Raw genomic sequence first — 13,082 nt, forward strand, 5'->3', positions numbered from 1 at the left:
CATCGAACGCCGCCCAGCTCTCCTCGGTGTAACGCGCTTCCTCGAACACTCCGTCGATCGCTTTGATCAGCGATTCCAGCATGCTCTTATCCACATCGGAGGGAATCTCGCCCTCCACCGCAAAGTGGATGGTGTAGGTCTTCTCGTTGCCAGAAACCGCTTTCACAGTAACAATCGCATCGCCCGGGAGCTCGGAAACCTGCTCTGTTTCGATAGCGGCTACCATACCGTCGGTGGAAACCTCCACACACGGGAGTTTCGCGTCTGCCGGCAGGGTCACTTCATATTCATAGACGTTCTTGTCGAAGTCAGCGAGCTGCTCTGTGCTCCGCTCGACATCCTTCCACTCGCCATCCGCAAAATACTGGAGCTTCCAAGACTCAGGCGCAACCACGCCGTCGTCCCACGCGCGGTACCAGTACGCTTCCACCGCAGCCACAGTCTGAGGCTCAGCAAAGTCGAACTGCACCCACTGCTCGCCCGCCTCGGGCCAGGTGGACCAAGTCTCGGTGGTTGTGGTTTCGCCCCACACGCCGTTGTTGATCGCATCGATGGTTGAATACTGCTCGCAGGTGTAGGACGCACTCAGAGTTGCATCGATCGCGATATTGTTCCCATCTTCGGTCAGGACACGGAATTCCTCCAGACCGACCGGCTTCTCGCCGCCATCGGCCAGCATACGGAACTGCGTCGAGGTGACCGGTGCAAAGGTTGCCAGATTGAACTTATCATACACAGTGGTAAACGGATAGTCGCCGTAAGTCATGCCGGTGACAGTGGGATCCGCAGGCGCTTCGCTGCCCAGCTTACCGATCAGTTTCCACTCTGTGATACCGGGCATGCCCTGGCCATTGCTGCCGGCCGAGGTCAACACCAGACGGATCTTCTGGGTGGTAACTGCCGGGAAGTTGTAAACGTTGTCGGAGTTTGCCACAAAATTGTCGTACTCGCCGACCGACACAAACTCGGTGCCGTTCCAAACCTGGATATCCAGGCCAGCGGGAACCTTGACGCCGCCGCCGTCAGCATACCAGTTGATGTTGCTGCCCCACAGGGTGACATCCTGATCGAAGTCATACTGCACCCAGATTTCCTCTGTCCCCGTGTAGAGGTAAGACGACCAGCGGTGCTGATAACCGGCTTCGCCGTCGTTGAGGCCCTCTACTTTATCATACGGGGAGGTGTAGCTCGCGGTGGGAACCGCCAGGGACTCGAGGGGAACCACAGGCTCTTCCTTCTCCGCAAAGTGGATGGTGTACAGGCGCTCATCCGTGCCGGAGACGGTCTTGATGGAGATGATCGCGTCGCCCGGCAGCTCGGTGGGCTGCTGGATTTCCACGATTGCCAGGTTCTCGTCGTAATCGGCGACGACAAACGGTACGTTCGCGCCGACCGGGAGGTCTACGTCGTACTCGGTAATGTTGTTGTCGAAGTCCACAATTTGGCCTTCAAACCGCTCGACATCCTTCCACTCGCCGCTCTCGTCGAGATACTGGAAGGTCCAGGAATCCGGCTTGGTAACGCCGTCATCCCACGCGCGGTACCAGAACGCTTCGGCCTGAGCGACAGTCTTGGGTTCAGCAAAGTCGAACTGCACCCAGTGCACGCCGTTTTCGCCGGTCTCCGGATAGGTGGACCACACGTCGTCGGTGCCATTGTAAATGGAGGAATCATCCCATTTACCGTTGTTGATGCCGGTGATGGTCGACCACTGCTCGCAGGTGTAGGAGGCGGTCAGAGACGCCTCTTGCTCCACATACTCGCCGTCTGTGGTCAGGATGCGGAACTCACGCAGGCCGACCGGCTTCTTGGGATTGGTGGTGACCATGCGGAAGCTCTGGGAGGTAGCCGGCGCAAAGGTGGCCACGTTGAACTTGTCGTAATCGGTGCCAAACGGCATATCGCCGTAACGCACTGCGGTGATCTCAGGACGGTCGATATCAACGGTGCCGATCTGGCCGAGCAGCTTCCACTCCATGATGCCGGGCATACCGCTGCCGCTGGAGGAAAGCGCGCCCTTCGGGGTGATGACCAGACGGATCTTGTTGGTCACGACCGGCTGGAAGCGATAGATGTTCTCCTGGGATTTGATGAAGGTGTCGTATTCGCCGATCTTGTTGACCGAAACGAACTGTGTGCCGTCCCAGTACTGGATATCCAGGCCGGTGGGCACCTGCACGCCGCCGCCGTCGTCGTACCACTTGATGTTGCTGCCCCACAGGGTGACATCCACATCAAAGTCGTACTGTACCCACGGATTTGTGCTGCCCTTGTAGCTATAGGCGGTCCAACGGTTGTCGCTGCCGTCGTTGAGGTTGCCCACGCTGTCATAGGGGGAGGTAAAGCTCGCGGTCGGGGTCGCAAACAGCTCAAGCGCTGCCTCGTCGAGATCCCACGGCTCCTCCTTGATGTAAACCACCATATTATTCTTTTCACGGTTACACCAGGAATAATACGGGATCAGGGTCCAGGTGATCTCATCGAAGCCATCAGCGCTGAGCGATTGCAGTTTGCCAGGTGCCTTGATCTTCAGAACCGATTTGATTCCGTAGGGATCCGGCTCGCCGTCGAGGTTCTCCACCCACTCGGTGGTGAACTCGGAATCGGTCGGCAGGGTCGCCATGTTGAATTTGAAGTCGTTATCCGCGCCTTCCGCCGCATAGACGATCGGGCCGCGTTTCACTGCGGTGAAGCCGCGGTCGGCTTCCACGCGCTCATCGGCGTAAACACGGGTAGCTTCCATTGGGAAGTTGAGCTCCACAGTGTCGCCGTCGTTCCACACGCGATCGATCACGACGTAGCCGTTCGCATCCGGGGTGGCCGAAACAGCCTCGCCGCCCACCATCACAGTGTTTTCACCGGTGGCCCAATCGGGCACGCGGAACCGGATGGAGAACTGCTGCGCCTCATCCACGCCGACCGTCAGCTTGGAAGTGCCTTCCCAAGGCATATCGGATTCGAGGTTAAGCTTCACAGGCTTGCCGCCGACATTCAGGGTCGCATTGTTGGCGATGTAGAGGTTCATGGTGACCTCGTTGCCCTTCTGCGTGTAGATGTAACCGCCGAGGTTCATCACGGTGCGCATCAGGTTGGGCGGGCAACAGGCGGTACCGAACCAAGAGGAACGGGTCTTGCCGCCGCCGCTCGACATCGGGTTGCCGTAGAAGAACTTGTCGCCGTCGTAATTGACGCAGGAGATGATGCTGTTGTAAAGGGTGAGCTCCATCTTATCCGCGTATTTGCTCTCGCTGAACAGGAGGTTCATGCGCTGGTTCCACATCGCGTTGGCAACCTGCGCGCAGGTCTCGCAGTATGCGGTGTCGTTGGGCAGGTCATAGGAAGTACCAAAGCCCTCGTTGCCGGGGTTGGAACCGATGCCGCCGGTGACATACTGCTGGGTGTTGGTTACGTCGTCCCACAGGGCGAGCAGCGCGTCGTTATACTCGTCGGTGCCCTCCTGCAGCGCCACGTCTGCCATGCCGGTGTACATATACTGCGCGCGCACCGCGTGGCCAACCGCTTTGGTCTGCTCGGTGACAGGCGCGTGATCCTGATCGTAGGAGCTGTTGTGGTTGGTGCCGTGGCGGCCCTCATAGTCGCCGCGGGTATCCAGGAAGAATTTGGAGAGAGCGATGTACTTGTCCGCCTTCTCGCCGTAGTTGACGCCGTTCAGCTCGCCAATCTCAGTGCAGAGGTTGGCCAGCTTGATGAGCGCCAGCTCGATCTCCTGGTGACCGGGAACCTGTTTCCATTTGCCCGGGCCGAACAGGCTCTCGACATAGTCGGCGTTCTTCACCGCGACATCCAGCAGACGGGTGTCGCCGGTCGCGCGGTAGTGCGCCACAGCCGCCTCGTAGAAGTGGCCCGCACAGTACAGCTCGTGCAGGTTGAAGTCGGTCCACTTGGGGGTGGAGCCGCCCTGCAGGGTGAAGTATGTATCGAAGTAACCGTCCGCCTCCTGGGCGTCCACATAGTAGGGGATCCACTCTTCCAGCTTCTCTTTGATGTACTGCTGGCCGTCCATGATCTCCTGGTCGCCCTTGGCGTCGACCTGAAGGGCGAGGCACATCGATTCGAGCACTTTATGGACATCGGAGTCCACATAGAACGCGCCGCTGAATCCGCCATAGGATTCGCCGCGGTTCTTGAGCGCCGCATTCTTGATGTTGGGGATACCGCCGGTGCCTTTTTCGACATTCGCAATGCCGATGGGGATGACCTCGCAGATAAACTGCTTCTGGCGGGGCGCCCAGAAATCATCGGTAATATGCACCTGGGTGAAATCCACCGCGTGGGCGGTGTTGTCATCGGCGCCGCCGATCGGTTTTTTCACGATCACGTTGGCGGAAACGGTGAGGTTGTCGTCGTTGGTAAACGCCGCCGTCTCAGCCAAGGTGCCGGTGAACGCATAGGTCTTGGAGGTGTTGCCGTCGTAGTCCGCGCAGGTCCACTCGGCGACATCCGCCGTAGCCTCCAGCTCGTTCACGATGCCGCATTCGTCGAGGTCCGCGTTGGTGACGCTTCTCACTTTGAAAGCGGTAGCCTCAAACGGCTGCGCATAGGAACGCAGGCCGATGAGATCGCCCGAGAACTTGCTGTCCTTAAACTGATACATTTTGGCGCCATTCAGGAAAGCCGTGATGGTATCCTGATAGGCGACCACCTTGATGGTGTAGGGCTGTCCGGCTTTGTAGTCGAACACGGGGGAATTGATGTAATGCCAGCTGCCGTCGGCATAGCCGATACACATGCCGTTTGATTTGCTTTCGCCGCTGTAGCCCACGCCGACATAGTAGCCGTTGTAGGAGTCGGCGTTCTTGTCTGTCACATCACTGCTGCGGAACATAATGCCGAAGTTGTTGGTCGGGTCAGCCGGGCCGGTCACGGTGGCCTCGACCACAAAGTCGGTGCTGGTTTTCACATTTGCGAGCAGCTTGAGGTTGGTGCTTCTGCCAACCGAAAGCTTGCCATCTGTGAAGTTGACCACCTTGTCCGGGTCGTAGGTGGTGTCCCACTTCTCCGCACTGGTGGCCGCGCTGCTGAAGTCATCCTCAAAGAGAACCTCTTCCGCAGGCAGGGTCGGGTTTTCGCCCTTGAGCACCACGTTGACCGTGGCGGGCAGGGCGGCCTGGACCTGCTCCAGCGTGCTGCCGTGCTCCACACGGACATCCGCAACCGTTTTAATCCGAAGGAGCGACGGTGTGGAACCGCCGTTCGGCCCTTCGGCCATCGCGGTCAGCGGACTGCACAGCATCGCTGCGCAGAGCGTCAGGCTGATCCATTTTTTCAAGGTTGATTTGCGTTGTTTCAATTTGTTGTTCCCTCCCATTTCGTATAGAGATACCTTGGTAACTTTATTATCCTCTTTTTGGAGAAAAAAGTCTTTGGGATTTTCGCACATCTTTTTATAATTTTTTAACATTGAGCAAAAAATTTTTGTCAGTAATCTCTCCCTCCCCGCCAATCCATCATCGCTTGCTTGCCGGCACCACTTATTTTCCGTCCCCCTTTTCATTGCATGATATTTTAAAAAATTTACATGTTTTTACAATTTCCCATTCCGATATAAAATCGGACCGGGATGCATCACCCCGGCCCATTGCCTTTTCGCTATTTACCAGCCCTCATTCCACAGGCGTTCGGCCAGCTTTTGCAGCGAAGCGCGCCGCGCTTGGTAGTCGGGCAGGATATCCTCGACCAGCCGCCAAAAAGCCTGGGAATGGTTGTGCTCCCGCAGATGCGCCAGCTCATGCACCACCACATAATCCACCGCCAGGGGATCGGCCATCATCAGCCGCCAGGTGAAGTTAAGCGAACCCGCACCCGAGCAGGAACCCCAGCGCCGCGCGGCCCCGCTGATCTTGACCGCGGACGGAACCGCCCCGACCAGCGGAGCAAACCGCGCCACCCGCCCGGGGAGCTCCTTCTGCGCCAGCGAGCGATAGAGCCCGACAGCAGCCGTGCGCAGGGTCTCTGTGTCCGCTATGTCCACACAGGGCAGGTAAAATGCCTCGCCGTCGAACCGCGCGGAGCCGGCGGTCCGCACCACCGGATAGTCCGCGCCCAGATAGGGCAGACGGTCGAAGGCAGGCGCACAGCGCTGCTCCAGGCGAGCCGCCATCTGCGCGCGGTGGCGCTCGATCCAGCCGTTCTTCTCCGCGACAAAGCGGTCGATGACCGACCGGGAAAGGCGCAGCGGGGCACGGACCTCCACTTCGGCCCGCTCGGTGATGTGGATGGCGAGGGTCTTGCGCCTGGAACGTATCAGTGTGTATGCGGTCAATAGCCCAGCTCCTCGCCCACGAGGATGACCTTGATGCGGTTTTTGATCTTCTGGTAAGCGCTGACGACATAGGTGCTGCAAATGCGCCCCTCGCTCGCGCAGCCGGAGGTCATGTAGCGGTTGCCCGAGGCGAACGCGGCGCACTCCCCCTTCTCCTTACAGTAGGTGCGGCAGTCCAGCCGCTCGCAGTTGGCGGGCGCAGCGATCGACTTGACCCGCACCGAAGCCTTTTCCACATCCTTGCACAGCTTATTGTAACCGGCCACAACAATCACCGACTTGGGGCCGAAGATGAGCGCCGCCGTGCGGTTGCCCATGCCGTCCACATTGTACAGCTCGCCGTTTTCGGTGATCGCGTTGCTGCTGCACAGAAAGACGTCGGCTGAAAATGCCTGGCGCTGCACCGCATCCTTCTCCTCCGGCGGGCAGTTGTCTCGATCCAGCAGGTGGTAGCGCCCGCTGCGCAGGTGCTCCATCACGCCGCATTCGTTCAGGGTCATCGAGCCGCCGAATGCGACTGTCGCGCCCTCCTCAATCAGCTCCGCGACCTTGGCGGGCGCGTCCTCCCTGCGCTCGACATAAATGCCCATCATATTGTTCTTTTCCAGCGCCGCAATGGTCTTTTCAATGCGTTTTTTGACGATCATTTTTGTGTACTGATCCATCCGTCCTCATCCTTTCCGTCTGTTTTTGTCAATAGCTTCGTTATATGACAAAGCCCCCGTTGGGGCTGATGACCTGCCCGGTGATAAAATCCGCCTGCCCTGACGCCAGGAATAGAATCAGATCGGCCACCTCGCCAGCGGTTCCCAGCCGGCCCAGCGGCGTCTCCTCGCGGAGCTGCTCCAGCGCGCCCTCCGGCAGCGCCGCGTTCATCTCGGTATCGATCACCCCGGGTGCAACACAGTTGACCTGGATGCCCGAGAGGCCCAGCTCCTTGGCGAGCGCCTTGGTGAAGCCGATGATCGCCGCCTTGGCCGCCGAATAATGCACCTCGCAGCTTCCCCCCGTGATCCCCCAGATGCTGGAGAGGTTGATGATCTTGCCCGCGTGCCGGTCGATCATGCCGCGGACCACCGCCTGTGAACAATAAAAGGTCCCATCGACATGCACCGCAAACATGCGCGCCCAGTCCTCACCGGTGATCTCGGTGAACAGCTTCTGCTGGGCGACGCCCGCGTTGTTCACCAGCACGTCGATCCCGCCCAGGCGCGCCTCCACCAAGCTGACCATTCTGCGCACCTGCACCGGGTCGCCGACATCCGCCTGCACAGTGGTCACCGGGCAATCCCCCAGCTCCCGCGCGAGCGTCAGCGCCCGCTGCTCGCCGGTGCGGTAGTGGATCGCCACCTTCCATCCCGCGCGTGCAAACCGCCGGGCCGTCTCGGCCCCGATGCCGCTCGAAGCCCCTGTGATCAAAACCGTTCCCGCCAGCGCAATGCGCCCCCTTTCGATCCCGTTTCTTTCAGTATAGTACAGGTGGGCGGGTTTGTAAACAGCCCCAGGCAACGCAAAAAGGACCGGCGCCGCACAGTGCGGCGCCGGTCCCGGCTCGCCGGATATCAACGCTGGAACAGGCCCTTGACCTTCTCCCAGAAGCTGGTCTTTTCCTCCTCGATTGTGGTCTCCTCCTCTTCGATCTCGGGGGCCTTGATCTCGTCGGTTTTGAGAATGAACTTCACGCTGGTCTCCGCCCCATCGGGCGCGCCGGTGTAGGTGGTAAAACCCTTGGAGGCCTCGCAGATCGCATCCTTGATATGCAGCGCCTGCTTGACGTCGTCGGTGAGATCGGTCACGTCATCGGTCAGCTCGTCGATGCCGTCGATCTGGAATTCCTCCATGCCCTCGCTGAACTCGGCGGTCTTATCCCGCAGCTCGGCGGTGGCGTCCTTGAACTCATAGATGGCGTCCCTGATCTTGTAGGAGGCATGGCACAGCTGGTTCATGCCGTCCGCCAGGTCGTCCGCACCCTTTTGCAGCTCGTCGAGCATGGCGCCCAGCTTTTCCAGTGCAGCCGCGCGCACCGCGGGGTCGTCGCTCTGTAGCGCCTTGAGGATCGGGCCGAGGTCGGGGTCGAGCGCGAGCTTTTGCAGCAGCTCCGCGTTGTCGGCCTGTAGCTGCTGGGCGGCCTGCGCGGCGAGCATCGAGTTGCGCATGATGGAAAGCTGCGAGCAGTAGGGCTCGCCGCCGAGTTTCTCCGCGATGATCGCCTTGACGGCCGCGAGCTGCTCCTCCTGGGAAACCGTATACGCGCCCAGCACCCGGACTTCGGCCTCCGGCGCGGACGCCGTGTCATCGGCCGGGGCTTCCGCCGCGGGTTCCCCGCCCGCCTCCGCTGGCTGCTCGGGCTCTGTCTGAACCTGCGTCTCCGGCTGGGGCTCGGTTTCGGCCGGCTGCTCCGGTGCATCCTTGCTGTCGGACGAGGCTTCATCTTCTTTGCTCTGTTCCGGGGCGACCACCTCCGGCTGTCCGGTGGGGAGCTGCGCCAGTTCGCCCTGCACCTCCACGATCATCTGGGCCAGAAGGGTGGAAAGGTAATCGATAAACGCGTCGTCCGAGGTGAGCGCCTCTTTCATCGCCTCCATCTGCTGCATCAGGGCCTGCCCCTGCGCCATCAACGCCGGGTCGCCGCTGGTGAGCAGCGCCTGAATCATCGCGGTGAGGTGGTCCTGCTGGGCCTGAGCCTCCTGTAACGCGCCCAGCATCTGCCGCAGCGCGCCCAGGTTGGCGCTGCCCGCGGCCGAGCGGAGCGATCCGACCAGCCCATCGACCGCGTTCGCAAGGGTGTTCGCGCCGTCACGCGCCTCGTCCAGCTTGTCGTCGAATTTGTTGTAGTTGGTGCGCAGGGTGTCCATGTTGTCGTCGAACTCCACCCCTGCGTCCGCGAGCTGTACCGCGCCGTCGCGCAGCTGCTCAGTGGCGTCGTTGAGGTCGTCGATGCCGTCGAGCAGGTCGTCGATGTCCGCTTCGATGTCGTTGTCGTCCTCGAACAGCTCGCTGTCGTTGGCCACCGCCATCATGATCGAAGGCAGGTGAAAGTTCTCCGCCTGTGCGGTGACGACGAATTCATCCTTGAGCTTATCCTTGAGGTCGCCCAGCTCCTCGTCAAACAGACCCTCGAAGCTGTCGCGCAGGCCGGGCACCCCGGCGAACACGATGATCTGGTTGGTCGATTCGTTCATCTGGATACCGTCGTCCGCCTTGACGTTGGTGAAGGTGTCGTCGGGCAGGTTGAGCATCACCGCTGTGAGAAACAGCGGGGAAATCGGGCGCTCCACCCCGTCGATCACCTGGGTCTGGCCGTAGGTGTTGACCAGCTTGATGCGGATTTCCACCTCGCCGCTCTCGCCACCCAGGTCTTCAGGTGATATTTCCCTTCCATTCAGCTTGTAGCTGATCTGCGCCTGCACCGGGAGCTGGTTGTCGGTGGTGCCCTGGTAATAGACGTCCCTATCGCTGGTGTTCCAGCGCAGCTTGTCGCCGTCCCGCTCGGGCTGGGCGTCGCTCTTGAGGTTTTTAATCCCCTGCAAGCTGCTGACATCCTCCACCCCGGCGAGGCCGGTGTCGCTGTGAAGCCAACTGCTGACGATTTGTTTTTTAACGCCGCCGCTGCTGTCGAGCAGCACGTAGACGCTCTCGTCCTTGGAGAGGCCCTCCACAGCCTCATCGGAGGCCTCCTCCAGCGCCGGTTCCGGCAAAACAGGTTCATCCGCCGCTGCATCAGCGGCAACAGGCGCGGCGTTCAACGCCCACACGCTGGGTACGCACGCCAGGGTCACCGCGACCAGGACGGCCAGAATCTTTTTGCTCTTGGTTTTCATCCTTCCATCTCTCCTTTGACAGTGAGCGCTTTCGCTGCGGCCGCACTCCCGCGGCGCGCTTTGCGCGCGAGTTTCTTCTTGCCCAGCCAATCCCAGCTGGTCCTTTCGATCACACCCGAGCACACCGCGAGGATGGCCGGCATGACGAACAGGATGACCACCATACTGATGATGGCGCCGCGCGCCAACAGCATACAGATACTTTTAATCAGTTCGATTTTGGACACCGCCACCACGCCGATGTTGGCGGCGAAGAAGGTGAGACCGCTGGTGATGATCGACTGGGAGCTGGTGCTGGCCGCGACGCGCACCGCGTCGAGCTTCTCCCGGCCGGCCTGGCGCTCCTCCTGGAAGCGGGTGGTCATCAGGATGGCGTAGTCGACGGTGGCGCCGAGCTGGATGGTGCCGATCACGATGCTGGAGATGAACGGGATCACCGAACCGGTGAAGTACGGGATGCCCATGTTGATCATGATGGCGAGCTCGATGGCGGCCACCAGCAGCACCGGCAGCGACGCAGATTTGAACACCAGGGCGATGATGACGAACACCACCAGAATGGAGGTGACGCTGACGTTGGCGAAATCGTGATCGGCCACAGTGATCAGGTCCTGGGTCATGGCGCCCTCGCCCGCGACCATCGCGCCCGGGTCGTATTGCTTGATAATCCGGTTGATGTTCTCCAACTGGGTGGTCATGCCCGGCGTACCGGGCTTGACGCTGGTGCTGACGACGAACATCTTTTTGCCGCCGCTCTGGAAGATGTCCTTCACCGACTGGGGAATGAACTCCTCCGGGATGCCCCCGCCCAGGAACTTTTCATAGGCCACCACGCTGGTGATGCCCTTTTCCTGCTCGATCTGATCGACTATGTCGGCCACTTGGTAGCCCTCCACCGAATCGTCGAGGATGACGAAGTGGGTGGTCGCCATGTCGAAATCCTCCTTCATCTTGTCGGTACCCACGATGGCGGGCAGGTCGCTGGGCAGCGAATCAAACAGCGTGTAGTAGACGCTGGTCTTGTTCTGCGCGATTGAAAAGGGAATGAACAGCAGCAGCGCGATAATCACGATCGGCTTGCGGTGGCGCACCACAAAGTCGCTGGTCCTGGTGAGCTGCGGGATGAAGGTGCGATGGGTGTATTTATGGATCGGCTTATCGAAGAAGAGGAGCAGCGCGGGCAGGACGATGACGGTGGTGAGCACGCCGAAGACCACGCCCTTAGCCATCACCAAACCGATGTCGCTGCCGAGCTCCAGATCCATTGTGCACATCGCAAGGAAGCCCGCGATGGTGGTGGTGGAGCTGCCGACGATTGAGGTGAAGGTGTTGTGGATCGCCTTGGCCATCGCCTCCTGGCTTTCGAGGCCGCGGCCGAGCTCCTCATCGTAGCGGTCGAGCAGAAAGATCGAAAAGTCGGTGGTGACGGCCAACTGCAGCACCGCGGCGAGCGCCTCGGTGATGAAGGAAATCTCCCCGAAGAAGATGTTGGTGCCCATGTTGTAAACCACCGCGAACCCGATGCCGAGAATGAAGATGAACGGCACCAGCGTGGACTTCTGCCCCAGCGACAGGATCACCGCCGAAAGCGCCACGGCCACCAGCACATAGATCGGCATCTCGCTGTTGAACAGCGCTTTGAGGTCCGCCTCGATGGCCGAGATACCGCCCATGAAGCAGTCCTTGCGCAGCAGCTTCTCAATCTGCTCCAGCGCGCTGATCGTACGGTCATCCGAGGTGCCGCCGTCAAAGGTGACCAGCATCATGGTGGCGTCGTCCCGGTAGTAGATCGAGCTGATGTCGTCCGGGATCATTTCGGTGGGCACGGTGACGTCCAGGACGTTATCCTGCCACAGCACCTCTTTGACGCCCGGCACCTGTTCGATCTCGGCCTTCATATCCAGCAGTTCCTTCACCGGCATGTGCTCCACTGTGATGATCGCCGTGCTTGCGATGCCGAACTCCCGGTCCAAACAGTTCTGCCCCTGCATCGATTCCAGCTCCTCAGGCAGATAGCTGAGAATGTCGTAGTTGATGCGGGTACCGATGTAGCCCATCGCCGACGGCACCAGCAGCGCCACGGCCACGACGATGATGAGCACCCTGCACTTTACAATCCATTTTGCAAGTCGTTCCAATCCGATTCCTCCTCCGGCGGCGCGGCGAATCGGGCGGCGCGCCGTTATGACCATTGGTCACTTTTTATGCTGTACCCATTATAGGCAGAAAGTGACTAGCGGTCAATTGATAAAATGACCAATAGTCACCATACATTTCCTGAAGATTTTGTATATTGACTGTTAGTCATTTTAGTGTTATCCTTACTGTCAGACAAACAAGGGGAGATGAGGCGGATGGCCGGCAAATTGCAGCGGCAGAAGCAGGAAAAAAAGGAGAGCCTGGTGGACGCCTCCTATGACCTGTTCTTAAAAAAGGGGTTCAACAAGACCTCAATCGACGACATCGTCAAGAAAGCCAACGTGGCAAAGGGCACCTTCTACCTTTATTTTAAGGACAAGTCGGATGTGATGGAAAACATCGTGTTGCGCATGAGCTCGCGCATCCTGGTGGAGGCTTATCGCGCGGCGGACGAGCGCGGCTGCGACGACCTGGTGGAGAACATCATCTTTGTTGTGGACTACATCGTGGAATATTTTAAGCGCAATAAGCTGGTGTTGCAGATGATTAAGCGCGATTTTTCCTGGCCGCTGATCCGCGAGAAGATTGACGAGCTCTCGCCCGAATACGGCGAGGCACTGGAGGTGCTGGAGAGCTTCTTAACCCACCCTTACTTCGCGGGGCAGGATCCCGACGAGGTGTTCAAGCTCCTGTTTCTGATTATTGATATGTGTGGCTCGGTCTGCTACAGCTCGATCATCCACAACCAGCCGGACGATATCGACCATATGAAGCCGTTTTTGTACGGCGTGATCCGCAAAATCCTGAAAAAATAAAAGACACCCGAGCGGCGTGCACCG

The 13,082-nt window shown here is 59.6% G+C and carries 7 protein-coding genes; 1 reads left to right on the forward strand and 6 read right to left on the reverse strand.

Features of this window, described 5'->3' with window-relative positions:
- The 6 genes from H8711_RS08065 to H8711_RS08090 all read right to left on the reverse strand — a co-directional run.
- Positions 1–5,311: beta-L-arabinofuranosidase domain-containing protein (locus tag H8711_RS08065; RefSeq protein ID WP_249282964.1), on the reverse strand; the 5,311-nt coding region annotated here is incomplete at its 3' end.
- A 303-nt stretch (positions 5,312–5,614) separates the two neighbouring features.
- Positions 5,615–6,283 (reverse strand): M48 family metallopeptidase, encoded by a 669-nt coding sequence (locus H8711_RS08070; protein ID WP_249282965.1) that lies wholly within the window; start codon positions 6,281–6,283, stop codon positions 5,615–5,617.
- Positions 6,280–6,948, reverse strand: a complete 669-nt coding sequence (locus H8711_RS08075; protein ID WP_249282966.1) for a lactate utilization protein — start codon at positions 6,946–6,948, stop codon at positions 6,280–6,282. The genes H8711_RS08070 and H8711_RS08075 overlap by 4 nt, the downstream gene beginning before the upstream one ends.
- A gap of 40 nt (positions 6,949–6,988) precedes the next feature.
- Positions 6,989–7,702, reverse strand: coding sequence for an elongation factor P 5-aminopentanone reductase (gene ymfI / locus H8711_RS08080; protein WP_249282967.1), 714 nt, complete (start codon positions 7,700–7,702; stop codon positions 6,989–6,991).
- A gap of 143 nt (positions 7,703–7,845) precedes the next feature.
- Positions 7,846–10,104: a YhgE/Pip domain-containing protein gene (locus H8711_RS08085; protein ID WP_249282968.1), complete on the reverse strand. Its 2,259-nt coding sequence runs from the start codon at positions 10,102–10,104 to the stop codon at positions 7,846–7,848.
- On the reverse strand, positions 10,101–12,242 hold the full coding sequence (locus H8711_RS08090) for an efflux RND transporter permease subunit (RefSeq protein ID WP_249282969.1): 2,142 nt from the start codon (positions 12,240–12,242) through the stop codon (positions 10,101–10,103). The genes H8711_RS08085 and H8711_RS08090 overlap by 4 nt, the downstream gene beginning before the upstream one ends.
- Before the next feature lie 216 nt (positions 12,243–12,458).
- Between H8711_RS08090 and H8711_RS08095 the strand changes: the two genes are divergently transcribed.
- On the forward strand, positions 12,459–13,058 hold the full coding sequence (locus tag H8711_RS08095) for a TetR/AcrR family transcriptional regulator (RefSeq protein WP_249282970.1): 600 nt from the start codon (positions 12,459–12,461) through the stop codon (positions 13,056–13,058).
- The last annotated feature ends 24 nt before the right edge of the window (positions 13,059–13,082 follow it).

This window comes from Ligaoa zhengdingensis (assembly GCF_014384885.1).
Lineage (GTDB): Bacteria > Bacillota > Clostridia > Oscillospirales > Ruminococcaceae > Ligaoa > Ligaoa zhengdingensis.

What these genes read in the sequence shown, in the direction of transcription:
- H8711_RS08095 (WP_249282970.1), top strand. Translation starts at nt 12,459, where the DNA reads ATGGCCGGCAAATTGCAGCGGCAGAAGCAGGAAAAAAAGGAGAGCCTG.
- H8711_RS08085 (WP_249282968.1), bottom strand. Translation starts at nt 10,104, where the DNA reads ATGAAAACCAAGAGCAAAAAGATTCTGGCCGTCCTGGTCGCGGTGACC.
- H8711_RS08075 (WP_249282966.1), bottom strand. Translation starts at nt 6,948, where the DNA reads ATGGATCAGTACACAAAAATGATCGTCAAAAAACGCATTGAAAAGACC.